Origin of the sequence: Xanthomonas sp. WHRI 6106 (genome assembly GCF_040202405.1) — a bacterium.
GTDB lineage: Bacteria > Pseudomonadota > Gammaproteobacteria > Xanthomonadales > Xanthomonadaceae > Xanthomonas > Xanthomonas cannabis.
The window spans coordinates 123,225-141,629 of sequence record NZ_JBEGFC010000002.1; the positions used below are offsets into that span (position 1 = coordinate 123,225).

The 18,405-nt window shown below is 63.8% G+C and carries 17 protein-coding genes and 2 pseudogenes; 14 read left to right on the plus strand and 5 right to left on the minus strand.

The genetic code is table 11. The features are described from left to right. Positions 1 to 5 precede the first annotated feature (5 nt). The 7 genes and pseudogenes from ABQZ09_RS03840 to ABQZ09_RS03870 all read left to right on the plus strand — a co-directional run. Positions 6 to 293: a RebB family R body protein gene (locus ABQZ09_RS03840; protein WP_039414376.1), complete on the plus strand. Its 288-nt coding sequence runs from the start codon at positions 6 to 8 to the stop codon at positions 291 to 293. Positions 294 to 328: 35 nt separating this feature from the next. Beyond that, positions 329 to 598, plus strand: a complete 270-nt coding sequence (locus ABQZ09_RS03845; protein WP_022973269.1) for a RebB family R body protein — start codon at positions 329 to 331, stop codon at positions 596 to 598. A gap of 30 nt (positions 599 to 628) precedes the next feature. Continuing rightward, complete coding sequence (locus ABQZ09_RS03850) at positions 629 to 895, plus strand: RebB family R body protein (RefSeq protein ID WP_039414371.1); 267 nt, start codon at positions 629 to 631, stop codon at positions 893 to 895. A gap of 52 nt (positions 896 to 947) precedes the next feature. After that, the gene (locus ABQZ09_RS03855; protein WP_022973268.1) at positions 948 to 1,226 is read left to right on the plus strand and encodes a RebB family R body protein; all 279 of its coding nucleotides are present in this window, start codon (positions 948 to 950) and stop codon (positions 1,224 to 1,226) included. 106 nt (positions 1,227 to 1,332) lie between these two features. Next, positions 1,333 to 1,668, plus strand: a complete 336-nt coding sequence (locus ABQZ09_RS03860) for a hypothetical protein (protein ID WP_039414365.1) — start codon at positions 1,333 to 1,335, stop codon at positions 1,666 to 1,668. Between the two features lie 22 nt (positions 1,669 to 1,690). Beyond that, positions 1,691 to 1,936, plus strand: a complete 246-nt coding sequence (locus ABQZ09_RS03865) for a RebB family R body protein (protein WP_039414362.1) — start codon at positions 1,691 to 1,693, stop codon at positions 1,934 to 1,936. Then, positions 1,933 to 2,142: pseudogene (locus ABQZ09_RS03870) on the plus strand (RebB family R body protein); the annotation flags it as partial. The gene ABQZ09_RS03865 and the pseudogene ABQZ09_RS03870, both read left to right, overlap by 4 nt. 214 nt (positions 2,143 to 2,356) lie before the next feature. Here ABQZ09_RS03870 and ABQZ09_RS03875 read toward each other — a convergent pair. Further along, the gene (locus ABQZ09_RS03875) at positions 2,357 to 2,572 is read right to left on the minus strand and encodes a hypothetical protein (protein ID WP_349776353.1); all 216 of its coding nucleotides are present in this window, start codon (positions 2,570 to 2,572) and stop codon (positions 2,357 to 2,359) included. Positions 2,573 to 2,667: 95 nt separating this feature from the next. Between ABQZ09_RS03875 and ABQZ09_RS03880 the strand changes: the two genes are divergently transcribed. The 6 genes from ABQZ09_RS03880 to ABQZ09_RS03905 all read left to right on the plus strand — a co-directional run bounded on the left by ABQZ09_RS03880 (position 2,668) and on the right by ABQZ09_RS03905 (position 6,537). Beyond that, positions 2,668 to 3,015 (plus strand): hypothetical protein, encoded by a 348-nt coding sequence (locus tag ABQZ09_RS03880; protein WP_047695780.1) that lies wholly within the window; start codon positions 2,668 to 2,670, stop codon positions 3,013 to 3,015. A 19-nt stretch (positions 3,016 to 3,034) separates the two neighbouring features. Continuing rightward, positions 3,035 to 4,105 (plus strand): hypothetical protein, encoded by a 1,071-nt coding sequence (locus ABQZ09_RS03885; RefSeq protein WP_349776157.1) that lies wholly within the window; start codon positions 3,035 to 3,037, stop codon positions 4,103 to 4,105. A 275-nt stretch (positions 4,106 to 4,380) separates the two neighbouring features. After that, positions 4,381 to 4,728 (plus strand): hypothetical protein, encoded by a 348-nt coding sequence (locus tag ABQZ09_RS03890; RefSeq protein WP_349776158.1) that lies wholly within the window; start codon positions 4,381 to 4,383, stop codon positions 4,726 to 4,728. Between the two features lie 173 nt (positions 4,729 to 4,901). Continuing rightward, positions 4,902 to 5,090, plus strand: coding sequence for a hypothetical protein (locus ABQZ09_RS03895; protein ID WP_349776159.1), 189 nt, complete (start codon positions 4,902 to 4,904; stop codon positions 5,088 to 5,090). Between the two features lie 372 nt (positions 5,091 to 5,462). Further along, a complete protein-coding gene (locus ABQZ09_RS03900; protein ID WP_349776160.1) occupies positions 5,463 to 5,978 on the plus strand; it encodes a hypothetical protein in 516 nt (171 codons plus the stop codon). Positions 5,979 to 6,291: 313 nt separating this feature from the next. Continuing rightward, a complete protein-coding gene (locus ABQZ09_RS03905; RefSeq protein ID WP_349776161.1) occupies positions 6,292 to 6,537 on the plus strand; it encodes a hypothetical protein in 246 nt (81 codons plus the stop codon). 126 nt (positions 6,538 to 6,663) lie between these two features. On the opposite strand, the gene ABQZ09_RS03910 is transcribed toward ABQZ09_RS03905, so the two are convergent. Continuing rightward, positions 6,664 to 8,196, minus strand: a complete 1,533-nt coding sequence (locus ABQZ09_RS03910; RefSeq protein WP_349776162.1) for a helix-turn-helix domain-containing protein — start codon at positions 8,194 to 8,196, stop codon at positions 6,664 to 6,666. 437 nt (positions 8,197 to 8,633) lie between these two features. On the opposite strand from ABQZ09_RS03910, the gene mdtD reads away from it, so the two are divergent. Beyond that, the gene (mdtD, locus tag ABQZ09_RS03915; RefSeq protein ID WP_425598955.1) at positions 8,634 to 10,061 is read left to right on the plus strand and encodes a multidrug transporter subunit MdtD; all 1,428 of its coding nucleotides are present in this window, start codon (positions 8,634 to 8,636) and stop codon (positions 10,059 to 10,061) included. A 240-nt stretch (positions 10,062 to 10,301) separates the two neighbouring features. On the opposite strand, the gene ABQZ09_RS03920 is transcribed toward mdtD, so the two are convergent. The 3 genes and pseudogenes from ABQZ09_RS03920 to ABQZ09_RS03930 form a co-directional block, all read right to left on the minus strand. Next, positions 10,302 to 13,796 (minus strand): hybrid sensor histidine kinase/response regulator, encoded by a 3,495-nt coding sequence (locus ABQZ09_RS03920; RefSeq protein WP_349776163.1) that lies wholly within the window; start codon positions 13,794 to 13,796, stop codon positions 10,302 to 10,304. A gap of 374 nt (positions 13,797 to 14,170) precedes the next feature. Continuing rightward, positions 14,171 to 17,788, minus strand: coding sequence for a hybrid sensor histidine kinase/response regulator (locus ABQZ09_RS03925; protein WP_503018444.1), 3,618 nt, complete (start codon positions 17,786 to 17,788; stop codon positions 14,171 to 14,173). A gap of 151 nt (positions 17,789 to 17,939) precedes the next feature. Then, positions 17,940 to 18,380: pseudogene (locus ABQZ09_RS03930) on the minus strand (response regulator); the annotation flags it as partial. Between the last annotated feature and the right edge of the window lie 25 nt (positions 18,381 to 18,405).

Genomic DNA, 18,405 nt, shown 5'->3' on the forward strand with positions numbered 1-18,405 from the left:
AAAGCATGGCCTTTCCAACTGCCGTCAACGACCAGATCACCGACTCCGTCACACAAGCCAATACCAAGGTGCTGGGCGATGCCCCTGCCATCGCCATGGGCAATCTTTACCAGGCCACTGCACAAGCGCTGGCCAATGCCGCCCATAACGCGACCAATGCGCAGCAGCAGAGCTATGTCACCGCGCAGTCTTCAACCACGATGGGGGTCGCCACCCTGTACTCCATCGATACTGCCACCACCGGAGTGGCGACCAAGCAGGTTCTGAGCACTGGCGTGAAGGGCCTGGGCTAAGCCAATCGTGATTTCTGGCACATAAGGAGCAAGCAATGGCATTTCCAACCGCAGTCAATAATCAGATCACCGATTCCGTTACCCAGGTAAATACCAAGGTCCTTGGCGACGCGCCGGCGATTGCAATGGGCAATCTGTATCAGGCAACTGCGCAAGCGTTGGCCAATGCTGCCCACAACGCAACCAACGCGCAGCAGCAGAGCTATGTCACTGCGCAATCGGCTACCACGATGGGAGTGGCCACGTTGTACTCCATCGATACCGCGACCACCGGCGTCGTTACCAAGCAGATCCTGGGCGTCTGAAGGCCCGGCTAACGCCAAGGACATCCACCAATGGCATTTCCCACCGCCGTCAACGACCAGATCACCGACTCGGTTACCCAGGCCAACCTGCAGGTACTGGGAAGCTCGCCCGCCGCAGCCATGGGCAATCTGTACCAGGCCACCGCGCAGGCGCTGGCAAACGCGGCCCACAACGCCACGCTCGCGCAACAGCAGATGTATGTCACCGCACAGGCAGCGACCACCATGGGCGTTTCGCTGCTGTATTCGCTCGATACCGGCACCACCGGTGCCGCCACCAAGAAGATTCTCGGCTAACCGCTAACGCCGCAGCGTCTTCGTTCTTTCACTACCTCAAGGAGCTATCACCATGGCCTTTCCGACCGCCGTCAACAGCCAGATCACCGATTCCGTTTCCCAGGTCAACACCAAGGTCCTCGGCGATGCGCCGGCGATTGCAATGGGCAACCTGTTCGTCGCCACCAGCCAGGCGCTGTCCAACGCCGCGCACAACGCCACCAACAACCAGCAGCAGTCCTACGTGACGATGCAGGCATCGACCACCCAGGGCGTGTCCACCCTGTACTCGATCGATACCGCGTCCGATGGCGTCGCCACCCGGGAAATCCTGAGCGCCGGGCTCAGGTAATCGGCAGCCAGGCGCCGCTGCCACAGGGTGAGCGGCGCCTGGTTCGATATGCCAGACCCATAAAACTCACACGCAGTTCGCCGGCCGAATCGAGAAAGGACGCCCCATGCTGCAACTACGTCATATCCCCACGTCCAACACCCTGGACGTCTTCGTCAGACTGATCAGGGGCCGCACCATCGTGGCGACCTTCGCGCCGCATCAGAAGGCAGTGATGAACGTCGAGTTCGACGGAATTCTCCCGCTGATTCCCGGTGTGCAGCCGCTGGTGTATCGCCAGAAGCTGGACGGCGTGATCGATGTGCCGCACGGCAATTTTGCCTTCCTAGAATCCGTGCGCAATGGCGTTGCCCTGCAATACGCAGGCAAGCACGAGCCACAAAACACCGTGCTGTTCTCGGCGTCGGCTGGCATTGAACAGCGCAGGCCGTCGTTGGCCTAGAACCCAGGGCTAGTGCCCCGTCATGCAGCCAAGCGCGCGTGCCGCAAGCGTCGCCAGCCTGGTCGGCCCTGCCGCAACCGGTGCGGCGTTGGCCATCGGGCAAGCGCCGGCCTTCGCGATGGGGGCCACCTACCTGGCGTTGTCGGATTCCATCGCGCTGGCAATGGAAAACGCCGTCGCCAATCAGCAACGCGGACAGGTGCTCGCCGATGCCGCACTCACCCAGATCCTTGCCTTGATCATCCAGAAGGGAGCGACTTCATCATGATCGACGACAGTACCGTGAACAGCCAGATCGTCGACGCGGTGAGCAGCATCGTGACGCTGACCACCGGTCAGGCACCCGCACAGGCGCTCGGCATGCTCGATGCCGTGATGCTGGAAACGCTGGGCATGGCGATGCACAACGCCGTCAACCGGCAGCAGGGCGCCGGCATGATCAATGCCGCTGCGATCACTGCGGCCTGCGCCAAGATGATCTCGGCACCGTTCCCGGTTCCGCCGCCGCCACCGCCCGCGCCTCCAGGCCCTCCACCGACAGTCGCACCATTGCCCGGCCCGCCCCCCGTACCGCCCCCGCCGGCCGCACTGATCGCCGCCGCAGCGGCGGAAGCCAAGGTGGCCGTCGACGTGCTGAAGACGCAAGCGCAGGGCGCCTCAGCAGATGCGGCGACGGCGATTGCCGACCTCATGGAAGTGCATGCGCTGAGCGTTCCGCCGCCGCTGCCCGCCACTCCCCCCGCTCCCGGCGCCGGCCCCAATGATCCTGCCACTGCTGATGCTCCTGCTGCTCCACCCCCAGTTCCACCCGCAGCCGCAGCTGCTGGCGCACCCCCTTCTGCACCTGCACCTGCTGCTCCTGCTGCACCTGCATCTGCATCTGTGCCTGCACCTGCACCTGCATCTACAGCGCCGCCTCCGCCATAAGCGGCCTGCGTAGAGGCGCGTTCCACCACCAGGCCTCCTTGCCAGGCCGCCGATCAATCCACGGGAGCCGAGATGGAACCGAGCAAGGTCAATGCCCAGGTCATCGATGTGATCAACCAGACCCAGATGGCCACCATGAGCCCGCAGGTCGTGCTGACCAGCGGCGCCGGAAAGGCGTATCAATCGGTAGCGCAGTCCACCGCCATCGCAGTGCAGGACGCCACCGATGCGCTACGCAATGTCTCCACGATCGCCACCACCGCCGTTGGCGTGGCGATGGCGCAGTACCTGGCCACCGGCGATGCCAAATACGTCACCGCGCTCACCCAGGCGCAGGCGCTGATGCAGGGCGCCACCGACGACTTCGCCAGGATCGGCTCGGCGGCCGGCCTGGTGCTGAAGAACTTCCCCGCTGGTTGACCTCTCAAGGAGTCATGCAATGTCCGTTTCGATCGCAGGCCGCCTGATCTCGATGCCGACGATGCTCTCGACGCTGGGCAGGCAGTGCCTGGCCTTCATCGATGGAGGCACGCAATGGCTGGCCTGGGCGATCCAGTCGCCCGGTGTGCGCTACGACTTCCCCGACGAGAGCAGCTTGCTCGACGAGGTGCAGCAAGGCCTGCACGGCTCGCGCCTGGCCCTGTTGCCGCAGCTGGAACTGAAGGTCAGCCCGGTCAAGCTGATGACCTTGAGCCCGAACGACCTGGGCACGCTGGCGCACGCCGAAGCCGGCGACACCGGTTCGGTAGTCAAGGCGCAGCTGCAGCGGATCTTTCGAGACAATGCCCTATACACCGCAAGCGACCTGGCCGCAGGCCGTAGCCTGCTGACGCAGCTGAAGGTCGATGGCGCCGCGGTGTTCCAGTCGTTGGACCTGGAAGAAAGCCTGGCACTCCGCCAACTGGCCGCCGACCCGCCGCCAGCCAATGTGACGCCGGCACTGCAACAGGAAGCGGCAGCATTCGCCGTCGAGCAGGCGCGCACGCCCCTGGAATTCTGCGACTACTATCGCTTCTACCTGGCCTGCACCGCCAACATCGTCGCAGCGGACGAGCGCGCACATGCAGCAGCGTCGGCACTGCAGACGCTGCTACCGCAGCTGTTCACCACCCTGGATTGCCCACAGGTGCAGGGGTTGCCTTCGCCCAACGAGGTCGAGCGCAGCGTTGCCGACTGGCTGGCGCGTGGGCGCCAGATCGGCTTCGCACGGCTATCGCTGGCGGCACAGCAGATCGTCCAGCACACCCGCTACCGAGGCGACGGCGGCGACCAGGCGGCGAGCGACGCGATCCGCCTTTACCTGCAATCTGCGCAGGCCTTCCTGGCCGCCAACCGGCCCAGCCGCGGCGTGCTGGGCCAGGATGGCAACAGCTGCGTATTCGCCATGCACAACGACACCCTGGCTGCGCTGCTGCAGGTCAACGGCGGCGTCATCTCGCTGCGGGATTTCGGTGCCGCACCTGCATCCAGTAGCACGTCGCAGGTCGCGGAGACGGAGGACTCGGAGTGAACGCATCAAGCTCGTCCCCCGCGACCACCGAACAGGCCCCGCCTGTCGTCAGCGCCGCCGACGCGGCCCGCGACGCGGTGCATGCAGGTCGCGCCGCTGCCTTGGCGGCCGCACGCCAGACCGTGACGCAGGCAGAACACGCACTGGGCGAATTGCTGCGCACGCTTGCAGCGCAGCGCCCAACCGAAACCGCACCACTCGCCGCGCCGATGCGGCCACCGAGTGCCGATGCCGTCATCCCGCTCCATTCCGCGTCCACTTCAGGAGATACCAGCATGTCCGACGATACCCAGCCCACGCCCACGTCCCCGAACCAGACACCAGCCACCACAGCGCAATCGTCAGGATCCTCGCAGATCGAAGCGGCGCTGAAAGCGGCGCAAGCTCAGATCGATCAAGCGATGGCGGCTAGCGACATGGCAGTGCAGGCAGCAATGCAGGCCGCAACCGCGGCAACTGCCGCAGCCGGCAATAATCAGGCGATCGACAGCGCAAATCAGGCACTGCAGCAGGCCGACCAGGCTGCCGCCGCTGCGGTGGCCGCCGCGCATCAGCAAACCGAGCAGGCGATGGCGGCCACGTCGCCAGCGAGTCCAAACGCCGACGATGGAACAGCCAACTGACGGACCGATACGTTTCGGCGTTGCGGTGACTCCGGTTTTTGCAGTGATCTATCCGGTCTTTAAGGGAACGCTCATCCGATTCCCAACCGCGACGTCAATCCAGTGGCGCGGCCCACTCGCCCTGGCCATCTCGCCCACGGTCTAGCCAACACGCGGTCCGAAGGAATTCCGACATGACGTTCTACACAGGCTTCGACACCGATCAATTCCCCGGACTACCGGCCCTCAACTGGCTCAAGACCCAGACCGGCCTGGCATGGTGCGGCTACTACCTGGCACCGGCGCCAAGCCATGCCGACACCGGCTGGATGGGCCAACTTGCCGCGTTGACCGCGCAAGGCGTGATTGCGCACGTTTCCTGATTTATGGAAGTGCTGAATGGAAGAATCTAGCAAGAATAATGAAGACACCATTTCGCCAGCCAACTGATCATTAGGCTGACCAACAACGCCGAGCAGTATCCGCCCTGCGGTCACCGAAATATTCGTGCAAATGCTATACGCACCGCCAACTCCAGTAACACGAGAGACAAATTTGTCTTGCATTGCATTTCATAAGATGAATCCTATAAATCACCTTAATAATTTGAAACAACTAATTTTACTAAATCAACTATAAAGACATGAAAGGATTAAATATCCACCTATTGTCATGTTGATTTTTCTGGAGCTCGAAGAGTGGCAGTAAGATTTTATTCTAAAACAACCTCCATCAACACTAAAAAGGAAGATGGCATGAGCAAGAGAGAAGCAAAAATGTTAACGGATTATGGTCGGTATTGGTGGACAAACGTATGGGGAGGCGCTGATGCAGTAAAAAGAAACCAGTGCCGACAGGAATTGATAGACCATGTCAACACCCAGCTGGACGCCATAGGGTTCACACTTGGTCGAGGGTGGCAAGATTACGACCCAGTGATCCGAGCAAAAGGGCGAAAGCCATCTAGTTATGTAGCCATAGCCGACTGGGCTTGGAAGCAGCCAAATCAGGGTAAGGATCTTGCTAGACAATTCCTCCTATGGGCGATTGGTGATGACGTACTCTTGACGGACCTCCCCCAGCAACTGCTTGAGTTGGCAATCATCACCCATTTAGCGGAATGCGGCCGTGGTTATCATCTATCAAATACTGACAACCTGTATCCATTAATGAAAGATATAGCGAATGGAAAAAGAACGTGGGGAGACATCAAGGATTACCCGCCGGCATTGACTTATAAAGAGGATGCGGCGGATTGGCTTCCGGACTAAAAATTTAAATAGAGCAGTCTCAAGAATACGTTTCTACTTCTTTTCTGAATAAATACCAGTTACTTCATCTCATTTCACTGGATTTTCTAGCCAGCGTCTTTCCTGGGCCCGCATTCTTTGGCAGTACAGCGTACTTAGAAAATTCCCAAGATAATTTTACCTTACCCGCAGTTCCCTGTGACTAGGAATTTGCGCTGCACTGGCGAGTATGACCCCACTGCGGCGTCGACTTGGTGGACACAGACCTCTTGACCGAAATCAAGGGCATCACGAGGCTGCCTATCTTGCCGTGAAGCATCGAAGGAAATGCACCATGACTACCACCGCGAGGCAATTACCTGACTTCGACACCATCGCTACCGGAGGCAACATAGAAGTCCAGGCAGGCAACCCCGCCCAATATCTCGTAGCGCGAATCGCGCCCTATCCTAATGCCAATCTGGTCGTTGGCAAGACGTACAACATCTCGGATCCGAATCACATGAACGGGATTGTGGTAAGGCTGGTATACGCGCCAGGAGGTGGAATGCAGACTGCCACTTTCCAGCAGCAAACTTGAAAAGTTCCACTTCGATACCCGTCACAGCAAGGAGCGTGAGACCACCGGAAATAGCACAGGAGAACTTCGTGCTGGGCCATCCGCAAGGTGCCCAGCACGAAGCGCCAGAACATGGCTACTCGGGGTTTAGTCGATCCCACCGCCTGTGCCGGCGTTACGGAACTCACGCGGACTCACTCCCACCAACCGCCGGAAGCTCTTCTCGAAATGGCTCAGGTCGCCGAAACCGACCTTCAGCGCCACTTCGGTGATGCGCAGTTTCGGTTGCCGGTGCAGAAGCTCCTTGGCCTTTTCGATGCGGAGCTGCTGCAGCATCGGTTTGAACGGGGTGCCGAGTTCGTCGCGGAACAGGAAGCCCAGATGCGACTGGCTGACGTGCGCTTGACGAGCCAGGTCGCCCAGGGTCAGCGGCTCGGTATAGTGCGCGCCCAGATGCACCAATGCGCGCCGCAGTGCGTCGTGCAGGCTGGCGAGGCGTTGGCCGGGGCGATGCGGGAGGCCGTCGATCCAGTCGACCGGGGTTTCCGGCGGCGTTGGCTGGCCGGGAGGATCCGCCTGTTGCGGCATCGTGGCGCGCGCATCGCGCTGCGCTTCTTGTGCCCGACCTTCCAGCAGATGCGGCGCATGGCGCTGGATATCGGCAATGCCGACCGGCCCGCCAGCGGTCATGACCGCCAGTCGCAGCACCACCCGTTCCAGTTCCTGGAGGTTTTCCGGCCATGAATAGTGGACCAGGGCGTCAATCAGCATCTCAGTGACCACCTGACCGTGATCCAGGCCATTCCGATCCAGAACGCACTCGACATGAAAGCCGATATCCGCCCGCCGCTTACGCAACGGCGCGAGTTCGAACGACAGGACATCCAGCTGCGAGAGCAGCGCCTGCGAGAAGCGTCCGGCCCGAACGCGGCGCGACAGATCGGCGGCTGTGGACGCGACTATTCGGGTCAAGTCCGCGCCGCCCAACGCAGACCAGGTACTGCAGCGGCCCCGAAGCTGCCCGGCCAACTGGCGCTGCAAGGCGTCGTCGAGCTCGTCCACTCCCTGCAGGAACAGCGTTCCCCCGGCAGCGCGCTCGAGCCATGCTGCCGGTGCGTCGTCGGGAGCAGCGCAATCGATCGCAACGAACGGCCCTTTCTGCCAGGGCGCAGTGGCATGCAGCAGGACCGCCGCATGCTCCGTTTCAGTACCGAACTCGCCGCGCAGGATGACCGGCAGACGACTGCATGCCGCTTGCTCGACGAATTCGTCGATCTTCCAGACCTCTTCGCTCACGCCCACAAGCGACAGCGCTCGACCGAACCGGTCTTGCGCCAACGCCCGCGCGGCGTCGCGCTTGATCAGGTACGCACACCACCTTGCGATCTGCTGGCACAGCAGCATCGCCTGCTGGGTCATTCCGCCTTGGGCCGACGTTACGTTCAGTGTGCCGAGCACCTGCCGGGCGTGCTGGACAGCAAAACACTGCGTCCCCGTGGGCCCTGCGTCTAGCTGATCCGCTGCCACTGGGCTGCCATTCTCCACCGCGACAAATTCACATACCGCGCCGTTCGTAATCGCGCTGTGCGACAACTCCGCGGCGATCCTTGCCAGAACGTCCTCCAAGGGATCGCCCGGGACATACGCGCGCTGTACGACATCGAAGATTTGCTTTTCCATGGATGTTTTCGACCTGATCGACTGGCGCGCTCGAAAGGCGGCCAGACCCAAGTCGCGCCATCCCTGACCAGACCGTCGGCAAAGCTCCAAGCGCGCATTCGGCTCTTGATCGAACGCTCCCCTCGCCCGCACTCGGGCGTTCCCCCTCATGTGAGACGACGCTCGCTTGCGGTGACCGGTCCGGCGACAGGCGCAAGAAGATTCGCCAGCAACGCAACCGCTTGGTGCAAGCCAGATCTGGCATTAGCACGTGCCCGCCGTCCGTTCCCGACGATTCGTGACCTCCGGCTTGCCCGCAATTGGATTGAGTGAGGCGCGTCTCACTCGCCGCCAATGCGGCCGCGCGCGCTGCGGCGGACTCAAGCAGCGCGGGAGTGCAGCGTGTTGCAACGCTCTGCACGCGCGTGCGGAGATAATGCGCTGCCCACCCGATAGCGATGCCCATGCCCTCTTCCGCCCCTGCCGTGCGTGCCTACGCCGAGGTCAAGCCGTTGCTGTGGCTGGTGTCGCTGGCGATCTTCATGCAGATGCTGGATGCGACCATCGTCAACACGGCGTTGCCGTCGATGGCGCGCAGCCTGCGTGAAAGCCCGCTGCAGATGCAGTCGGTGGTGTTCAGCTATGCGCTGGCGGTAGCGATGTTCATCCCGGCCTCGGGCTGGATTGCCGACCGCTTCGGCACGCGGCGTACCTTTCTTGCCGCGATCATCGTGTTCACCTTGGGCTCGCTGCTATGCGCCGCTGCGCAACAGCTGCCGCAGTTGGTGGCCGCGCGCGTGGTGCAAGGCATCGGCGGGGCGATGTTGCTGCCGGTCGGGCGGTTGGCGGTACTCAAGACGGTGGCGCGCGAAGACTTCCTGCGAGCAATGAGCTTTATCGCGATCCCCGCGCTGATCGGCCCGCTGATCGGCCCGACCTTGGGCGGCTGGCTGGTCGAAGTCGCCTCGTGGCATTGGGTGTTCCTGATCAACTTGCCGATCGGCATCATCGGTTTTATCGCTGCGTTGAAGATCATGCCGGACCATTACGGCGATGCACGCCGGCGCTTCGATCTGGTCGGCTATCTGATGCTGGCGTTTGGCATGGTGGCGTTGTCGCTGGCGCTGGATGGCATCGCCGAACCGGGCATGCGCCATGCCTTCGTGATGTTGCTGGCGATCGGTGGGCTGGCCGCGCTTGCCGGTTACTGGTTGCATGCCGGTACGGCCGCCAATGCCTTGTTTCCGTTGGCGTTGTTCAAGGTGGCAAGCTACCGCATCGGCATTCTCGGCAACCTGTTCGCACGCATCGGCAGTGGCTCGATGCCGTTTCTGATCCCGTTGTTGCTGCAGGTCGGCATGGGGATGAGCCCGATGAACGCCGGGCTGATGATGGTGCCGGTAGCGCTGGCCGGCATGGCCGCCAAACGCGCCGCGGTGAAACTGGTGGGGCGCTTTGGCTACCGCAACACGCTGATGGTCAACACCGTGCTGGTAGGCCTGGCAATGGCCAGCTTTGCACTGATCGAGGCCGGCCAGCCGCTGTGGCTGCGCCTGCTGCAACTGGCCTGCTTTGGCGGGGTCAACTCGTTGCAGTTTACCGTCATGAATACCGTGACCCTGCGCGACCTGGACCGCGAGCAGGCCAGCCCCGGCAACAGTTTGTTGTCGATGGTGATGATGCTGGCGACCGGATTCGGCGCAGCAGCAGCCGGCAGCCTGCTTGCCGCGTTCAACACGCATCTGGGCGATACGCATGGCGCCACTGCCGCGCTGCATGCCACCTTCCTGTGCGTGGGCGGCATCACCCTGACCTCTACGCTGATCTTCTGGCAGCTGGCCGAGACCCGGCCGCATCCCAGGGACGTGGAGGCAGTGGCGGAGTAGACACCGCCGCCTTGGCTGGTGCGGGCAGCGGGACGCGGTGTGTTCGCAAGTCACTGCCCGAGTGGCGCAGTGGTCACGGCCTTGCGCGAGGATGGCCGACGGCCTGTTCAAGACCCGGCGCAATCAACGCCGGCCTGCATCGATGCCGGCTCGCCCATCGCTCACTCCCCATGGCCCATCATTCATCAACAGGACGCTGCCGCGCTGCATCGCCGCTGTTGTCAACGATTGAGCGGCCAGCTAGATGTCGTCGCGCGTACGCACCCTCCGCAGCGCCTCGGCAATGGTGTCGGCGAGCAGGTCGCCAGTCAGCGGCTTGCGCAGGAAACTGTCGAAGCCGGCCTCCCTGGCCGCAGGTTCGGCCGCCTCGTCCGAGCGCGCGGTCACCGCAATCAACGGCATCTCGTAACCGAATACGCGCAGTTGCTGCGCCAGGGCGAAGCCGTCCAATCCGGGCAGATCCAGATCCAGCAGCGCCAGGTCGAAAATGTTGTCCGCGGCCTCGGTAAGCGCGGCCAGGCTATGCGGTGCATGCACCACCGAATGCCCCTGCGAGCTCAGCAAGCCGACGATGACCTCGGCGATGGTCAGGTCGTCCTCCACCAGCAGGATGCGTTGTGGCGGGACCAGTGCGCTGGCGCGCGTCACCTCGCCGCTCAGGGTGGCATTGGAGGCCACCCAGCGCAGCGGCAGGTCGACCACGAAGCGGGTGCCCAGCCCAAGACGGCTGATCACTTCGATATGCCCACCCATCGCCAGCGCCAGTTCCTGGCAGATCGCCAGGCCCAGGCCACTGCCGCCATAGCGCGAGGTGGTCTTGGCACCATCGCCTTGTTCGAAGCGCTGGAACAAACGCGCTTTCTGGTCGGCATTGATGCCAGGGCCGGTGTCGGCCACTTCGAAGCGCAAGCCCTGGTACGAGCCCAATGTGGTCAGCTTGAGCCCCACCACGCCGCGCTCGGTGAACTTGATCGCGTTGTTGAGCAGGTTGAGCAGGATCTGACGGATGCGGGTCGGGTCGCCGCTGGCGGTGACGTCGCCCAGCAAACCTACTTCCAGGCTGAAACGCAGCCCGCGCTCCTGCGCCAGCGGTGCCATCAGGCCTTCGACCTCGGCAACCAGCTGGCGTACCGAGAACGGCTGCAAATCCAGCTCCAGCCGCCCGGACTCGATGCGTGCCAGATCCAGCGCGTCGTTGACCAACCGCAGCAGGTGCGCGCCGGCACGGCGGATGGATTCGGTGTAGCTGCGTTGCTTGGTATCCAGCGTGGTCTTGAGCAGCAATTCGCTCATGCCCAGCACGCCGGTCATCGGCGTGCGCACTTCGTGGCCCAGTGTGGCCAGAAAACGCGTCTTGGCCAGCGACGCCTGCTCGGCCAATTCCTGCTTGTGCACCGCCAATTGCCACGCGTTCAGGCGGCGCAGGCGACGGCGGTAGAGCAGTACCGCGGCAATCACAATACTGAGCGCGAGCAGGCCAAACAGGGTCATGCCCCAGGGCGACCACCACCACGCCGGCAACACCTGGAACCGCAACTGCTGGCTTTCCGACCAGATGCCGTCGGCGGTACGCCCCTGCACTTCCAGCGTGTAGTGTCCGGCGGGCAGACGCGAAAACAGCCGCTCGCCGCTGGAGCCGACATCGATCCAGTCCGGGTCGTAGCCGCTCAAGCGAAAGCGGTAGCTGGTGGACTCGGGATTGGTGAAGGTGGGCATGCGCGCGACGATGTGCAGGTCGCGATCGCCGTCCTGCATCTGCAGCGGCGTGGTGCCGGTGACATCCAGGCTGCGTTCGCCACGCCGCAGGCCCACACGTTCGATCAGCAGCTGCGGCCGGCGTACGTTCGGCCGCATCGTGGACGGATCGAACACCACGACCCCATCGGAGGTGCCACCCAGTATCTGGCCGGTGCGGGCCTGCACCAGCGTGGCGATCTGCATGGGCGAGCTGGGCAAACCGTCGTGCACGTCGTACACGCGTACCAGCCTGCTGGCAGGGTCGACGCGAATCAGCCCACGGTGACTGGACACCCAGGCCACCCCACCGGCGTCGATCACCATGCCGGTCGGTGCCACCTTCGGAAACTCCTGCTCCCTTCCTGCGGTATCCAGGTGCTTGAGCTGGGCGCCATCCCATAGATACCGCCGCAATTCGCCGGCCAGCCCCACCCAGACGATGCCGCCATCTCCCAGGCGGAACACATACGTTGGCAGGGCAGCCGCGCCAGGCACCGCAACGAAGCGGTCCGCTTTCGGGTCCCAGCGCCACAGGCCGGCCTTGTTGCTCAGCCAGATCTGTCCATCGGGCCCGATCCGCATGTCCAGCACGGTCAGCGCCTTCAGCCCATGGGTTCCGTAGTCGATCGTCCTGAGCAGTTGCCCCGCGTCGCTCCACAGCTGGATGCCCTGCGTCATCAGCGCCACCCAGATGCGTCCCTGTGCATCTTCGGCCATCTTGCCCGGCCTGCCCGCATTGTCCGGGTCGACCGTGGGATCGATATCCTGCAGCAGCGGCCAACGCTTGACCTGCCGCGTGCGCGGGTCGTAGCGCACCAGGCTTTCCTGTACGCCGATCCAGACCATCCCCTGTCTGCTTTCGAAGACGGTATCGGGGACGCGCCTTGGATCGATCCTGGCCAGATGCCGCGTCACCTTTCCGCTCAGCGGATCGAAGTACTCCAGCACGCCTCGCGTCCCCACCATCCAGACACCGCCCAACGCCGAAGGCGCTATGGCAGCGATCGACGGATTGGAGAGCGACTGCGGATCATCCTCATGATGCGAGAACACCGCGAAGGTGTCCCACCGCGGTGGCAGATGCCACAGCCCGCCCTCGAGGCTGGCAAACCACAGCCCCCCTTCCCGGTCCTGATAGGAGGCGATCCAGTTCCGATTGACCAGCCCGTGCGCCGAGGCACTGTAGATCGGCACTTTTTTTATAGGCGCGTCGCCACTGCTGATGCCCAGACCAGCGTCGGTGTCCAACCAGTAACGCCCGCGCCTGTCACGCAGCAAGACACCTCTTACCTGCGGTCCGGTGGCAGCGATCTGCCACGGACGCGATGTGGCGTGCGTGGCGGTGTCCAGCCGGAACGTGTTGCCCAGCAGATCGGCGACCCATAGCACCCTTCCGCCCGATTCCAGGTAGAGCCTGTTGACGGACTGGTCCGCGACCGGAAGCGGCACGCGCTGCATGCGTTCGCCGTCCCACCGCACAAGTCCGCCCCAGGTGCCGATCCACAGCGTATCGGACGCGACCTCGAAATTGACGATGCTGTCGGACGGCAAGCTGTTGGGATCGGCACCGGTGGCAGCAAAATGCTGCATACGCCCATCTGCCCGATAGCGGTAGACCCCCTGCTTGCCGGTCCCGATCCAGAGGTCGCCGTTCGGTGTCTGCGCCAATGCCCACACCATGGCATCGCGCAGTTCCGGAAACTGCGGATCTTCCAGCCGCTTGAAGGTGCGTGTGGTTGCTTCCAGGAAGCCGACGCCGCCATCCTCGAAACCCATCCACACCCGGTCCTTGGCATCCACATAGACGGCCCAGACCACGTTGCTGGGCAGGCCATCTTCCATTCGCCAGATGCGGTAGTTGCGGCCATCGAATCTGGCCAACCCGTCATCGCTGGCAAGCCACAGATAGCCCTGCTTGTCCTCGGCGAAGTCATTGACCGTGTCGGACGGCAGTCCGTCGGCAACCGTCAACTGCACGGGCGCCGGTGTGGCCGGCATGCGCGCCTGTGCCGGAAGCACAATCAGCCACAGGCACAAGCAAAGCGCAGCATGCAGCCGATAGGCGAAGCGGGATGAGAGGCGCACCGGGAGAGTTTCACAACAAGTCGGCGCATAGTGCGGGCCACGCGCGGTATGGGCAAGCCCGCGCATGCGCGTGTGCGACTCATCCCTCTGTTTCGCCGCGGCGCGCACAGGGGAGACCGCTGGCCTTGATCAGTGCCGCAACGCTCCGCAGCCAGGCGTGCAAGGCGACTGCTCCCTGAACAGGGCCGATGCCTGGCGAAATAATCGCCACCTCGCATCGATGCTAAACCGTCGTGTTACTCACTCACCAGGCCGCAGGCTTCCCGCAGCGCTGTCGTGCGGGTGGACTAGCGGGCGCCATCGTAGGGCCGCGCCTTTCGCAACGCATCTGCAACGGTGTCGGCCAGCATGTCACCGGTCAGCGGCTTGCGCAGGAAACTCTCGAAGCCGGCCTCCCTGGCCGCAGGTTCGGCCGCCTCGTCCGAGCGTGCGGTCACCGCGATCAACGGCATCTGGTAACCGAACACGCGCAGTTGCCGCGCCAGTGCAAACCCGTCCAATCCGGGCAGATCCAGATCCAGCAGCGCCAGGTCGAAGGTGTTGTCGGCGGCCTCGGTGAGCGCAGCCAGGCTGTGCGGTGCGTGCACCACCGAGTGCCCCTGCGAGCGCAGCAAACCAACGATGACCTCGGCAATCGTGGGGTCGTCTTCCACCAGCAGGATGCGCTGCGGAGCGACCGCAGCGCTGGCGCGCGGCACTTCGCCGTCCAGCGGTGCATTGGAGGCTATCCAGCGCAGTGGCAGGTCCACGACGAATCGCGTGCCAGACCCGAGCCGGCTGATCACTTCGATATGCCCGCCCATCGCCAGCGCCAGTTCCTGGCAGATCGCCAGGCCCAGGCCGCTGCCGCCATAGCGCGAGGTGGTCTTGGCACCATCGCCTTGCTCGAAGCGCTGGAACAAACGCGCCTTCTGGTCGGCATTGATGCCAGGGCCGGTGTCGGCCACTTCGAAGCGCAAGCCCTGGTACGAGCCCAATGTGGTCAGCTTGAGCCCCACCACGCCGCGCTCGGTGAACTTGATCGCGTTGTTGAGCAGGTTGAGCAGGATCTGACGGATGCGGGTCGGGTCGCCGCTGGCGGTGATGTCGCCCAGCAAACCCACTTCCAGGCTGAAACGCAGCCCGCGCTCCTGCGCCAGCGGTGCCATCAGGCCTTCGACCTCGGCGACCAGCTGGCGTACCGAGAACGGCTGCAAATCCAGCTCAAGCCGCCCGGATTCGATGCGTGCCAGATCCAGCGCGTCGTTGACCAACCGCAGCAGGTGCGCGCCGGCACGGCGGATGGATTCGGTATAGCTGCGTTGCTTGGTATCCAGCGGGGTCTTGAGCAGCAATTCACTCATGCCCAGCACGCCGGTCATCGGCGTGCGCACTTCGTGGCCCAGCGTTGCCAGAAAGCGCGTCTTGGCCAGCGACGCCTGCTCGGCCAGTTCCTGCTTGTGCACCGCCAATTGCCACGCGTTCAGGCGGCGCAGGCGACGGCGGTAGAGCAACACCGCGGCGGCGATGATGCAGAGCAGCAGCAACCCCAGCGCTGTCAGACCCCAGGGCGACAGCCACCACGGCGGCATGACCCGAAAGCGCAGCGTCTGACTTTCCGACCAGATGCCATCGGCGGTGCGTCCCTGCACTTCCAGCGTGTAGTCCCCGGCGGGTAGGCGTGAGAACAGGCGCTCACCACTGGGACCGACGTCGATCCAGTCCGGGTCGTAGCCGCTCAAGCGAAAGCGGTAGCTATTGGATTCTGAATCGGCAAAGCTCAGCAGGCGCGCCACGATATGCAGGTCGCGATCGCCGTCCTGCACAAGCAACGGCTGGACATGACTGACATCCAGCCCGCTCTCGCCGCGTCGCAGCCCTACCCGCTCGATCACCAGCGGAACGCGATGCTCGTTGGGCTTGAGCTCGCGGGGATCGAAGATCACCAACCCGTCGGGGGTGGCACCGACAATCATGCCCTTGGAAGATTGCACCAGCGAGCGCGCCACGAACTGCGGGTTGGGCAACCCGTCATGCACGCCGAAGACGCGCACGCCACGTGTGGCCGGATCGACGCGGATCAGGCCACGCATGCTCGACAACCAGGCCACTCCGTCGGCATCGATCACCAGACCTTGCGGCGCCAGCGCGGGAAACTGCTGCTCGGCACCGACCGTATCCAGGTGCTGCAGGCGGCCGTCCTTCCACAGGTAACGCTGCAGCTTGCCCAGGCCGGCCAGCCAGGCGACCCCACTGTCGCTGAAGCGAAAGGTAAAGATCTGCTCTTCAGGCGCACCGACGATCGCCTCGAAGCGGTCGCTGGCCGCATTCCAGCGCTGCAGGCCCTGACTTCCAGCCAGCCACAGCACGCCGTCGGGACCGTTCTGCAGATCGTGCACCACCACATCGTAGTCCAGGCCGTGGCTGCCGCGCCGCAATCGGCGCAGCACGCGTCCCTCCTCGTCGCGTTCCTGCAGCCCGGTCGTGGTGCGCACCCAGATGTGTCCATCGGCGGTCTGCTGCAGCGCTTCCATCGCTACATCCAGTGTTTCATCCTGGCCGTCGCCGTGCGATTGCTCGTCGGCCATCTTCCAACGCCGTAGCGCGCCGCTGGACGGGTCGTACCGGACCAGTTCTCCAAAATGGCCAACCCAGACCCGGCCCTTGCGATCTTCGAGCACGCTGTAGGACCAACTGCTCACTCCCAAGGTCGGCAACACGCGCTCCATCTTGCCCACCGCAGGATCGACCCGCTCGAGCACGCCGGAGGTTCCTACCAGCCAGAACCGCCCATCGCTGGATTTGGCTGCGGCCTGGATAGCCAGGTTGCCGCCATGGTTGCCGTCCTCCTTGGAATTGAACACCACTGCGAATCGGCGCCAGTTCGAGGGTAAATGCCAGAGCCCGCCGTTGGGACTGGCGAACCACACACCACCTTCGCGATCCTGATAGGCCGACTCCCAGTTGGGACGGATGCGACCATGCGCCGCCAGGCTGTACAACGGCACGTTGCTCACCTCCTTGCCGATGGCGTGGCCAAGCCCATCCATGGTGTCGAGCCAGTAACTGCCGTCGTGGTCACGCAGCAGCAGGCCGAGCACCGGAAATTTGGCGGACACCTTCCACTGATGCGGATGCAGCGAGCCCTCGGCGTCGCGTCGAAACAGCTGGTCGTCACCGGTTCCTATCCACACGCTGCCGTCGGTGTCGGCAGTGAGCCGGGTGATGATCTGCGACGTGCCGCGTGGAACCGCCTGCCGCTCGAAATCCGTGCCGGTCCAGTGCGCAGCGCCGTCAGCGGTTCCCACCCACAGCACGCCGCGGGTGTCGACCTCGAGCCGGTAGATGGCGTTGTCGGGCAAGCTGCGTGGATCGTCGGCGCGATGCACGAAGTGGTCCAGCGCCCCGTCCGGCCGCAGCCGATACAACCCGTTGCTTTCGGTTCCGAACCAGATGCTGCCGTCGTCGGTGGACTTGATGTTCCAGATCGCTGCGCCGCGCAGTGCGGGGTAGCGCGTGCCGTCGTAGAAGGTGAACCGATGCCGCGACGGGTCCAGCATGGCCAGACCCGCCATCCCGGTGCCGACCCAGACGCGGTTGTGCCTGTCGACGTGCACCGCCCACACCTGGTTGTCGCGCAGCCCATCTTCGATTCGCCAGATGCGGAAGTTGCGGCCGTCATAGCGCGCCAGTCCATCGCTGCTGGCCAGCCACAAATAGCCGTTGGCATCCTCGTCGAAGCCATACACCACGTTGGACGGCAGACCGTCGGCCACCGTCAGTTGACGCGGCTGCGGCAATACCGGGACACCGCCCAATGCATGTACCGACCATACGCACGCCGCCACCAGGCACAGCAGCAGCATGCATCGCGTCATCAGCGAGGCCGGCAGCACGCGACGTGGAAGGCAGTTGGGGGGCGACATGCGGTTGTTGTTTCCTTTGGGCCCATAGTGAGGACAGCGCACCATGCTGGCAACACGCGACCGCCTCGCCGGTGCGTCGCATGCGCTGCACCGCGACCGGCTAGACGTGCGATCGCGATGCAGGGCGCGCATGGCCCGCGTGCGGACCCGGTCACCCGGGCATGGACGCGGACTGTTCGCGCACGCGCGCCGCAGCTCGCGCCGCTGCAATCGCATCCATCAACATGTCGGCAGTGACCGGTTTGCGCAGGAACCCGTCGAAGCCGGCGCTGTGCGCCTGTCGTTCCGCATCGCCGTCGGCGCGCGCGGTCACCGCCAGCAGCGGGACGGCGTGGCCCAGTCGACGCAGCTGAGCGGCCAGCGCCACGCCATCCAGGCCGGGCAGATCCAGGTCCAGCAGCGCGATGTCGAAGTCGCCGTCGACCGCCTCCGACAGCGCTGCCAGACCATGGGCAGCGTGCACCACGCAATGGCCGCGCCCGCGCAGCAGGCCGCAGATCACCTCCGCTACGGTCGGGTCGTCCTCCACCAGCAGGATGCGCAGTGGCTCGCCGGATCGAGCTGGCGACATGCGGGTCCTGCTGCCAGACCTGCAAGCCGATGCCGTCATAGCGCGC

Coding starts and splice junctions, on each gene's coding strand:
- ABQZ09_RS03840 (WP_039414376.1), top strand. CDS start 6: ATGGCCTTTCCAACTGCCGTCAACGACCAGATCACCGACTCCGTCACA.
- ABQZ09_RS03845 (WP_022973269.1), top strand. CDS start 329: ATGGCATTTCCAACCGCAGTCAATAATCAGATCACCGATTCCGTTACC.
- ABQZ09_RS03850 (WP_039414371.1), top strand. CDS start 629: ATGGCATTTCCCACCGCCGTCAACGACCAGATCACCGACTCGGTTACC.
- ABQZ09_RS03855 (WP_022973268.1), top strand. CDS start 948: ATGGCCTTTCCGACCGCCGTCAACAGCCAGATCACCGATTCCGTTTCC.
- ABQZ09_RS03860 (WP_039414365.1), top strand. CDS start 1,333: ATGCTGCAACTACGTCATATCCCCACGTCCAACACCCTGGACGTCTTC.
- ABQZ09_RS03865 (WP_039414362.1), top strand. CDS start 1,691: ATGCAGCCAAGCGCGCGTGCCGCAAGCGTCGCCAGCCTGGTCGGCCCT.
- ABQZ09_RS03875 (WP_349776353.1), bottom strand. CDS start 2,572: ATGCAGGTGCAGGTGCAGGCACAGATGCAGATGCAGGTGCAGCAGGAG.
- ABQZ09_RS03880 (WP_047695780.1), top strand. CDS start 2,668: ATGGAACCGAGCAAGGTCAATGCCCAGGTCATCGATGTGATCAACCAG.
- ABQZ09_RS03885 (WP_349776157.1), top strand. CDS start 3,035: ATGTCCGTTTCGATCGCAGGCCGCCTGATCTCGATGCCGACGATGCTC.
- ABQZ09_RS03890 (WP_349776158.1), top strand. CDS start 4,381: ATGTCCGACGATACCCAGCCCACGCCCACGTCCCCGAACCAGACACCA.
- ABQZ09_RS03895 (WP_349776159.1), top strand. CDS start 4,902: ATGACGTTCTACACAGGCTTCGACACCGATCAATTCCCCGGACTACCG.
- ABQZ09_RS03900 (WP_349776160.1), top strand. CDS start 5,463: ATGAGCAAGAGAGAAGCAAAAATGTTAACGGATTATGGTCGGTATTGG.
- ABQZ09_RS03905 (WP_349776161.1), top strand. CDS start 6,292: ATGACTACCACCGCGAGGCAATTACCTGACTTCGACACCATCGCTACC.
- ABQZ09_RS03910 (WP_349776162.1), bottom strand. CDS start 8,196: ATGGAAAAGCAAATCTTCGATGTCGTACAGCGCGCGTATGTCCCGGGC.
- mdtD (WP_425598955.1), top strand. CDS start 8,634: ATGCCCATGCCCTCTTCCGCCCCTGCCGTGCGTGCCTACGCCGAGGTC.
- ABQZ09_RS03920 (WP_349776163.1), bottom strand. CDS start 13,796: ATGCCGGCCACACCGGCGCCCGTGCAGTTGACGGTTGCCGACGGACTG.
- ABQZ09_RS03925 (WP_503018444.1), bottom strand. CDS start 17,788: ATGTCGCCCCCCAACTGCCTTCCACGTCGCGTGCTGCCGGCCTCGCTG.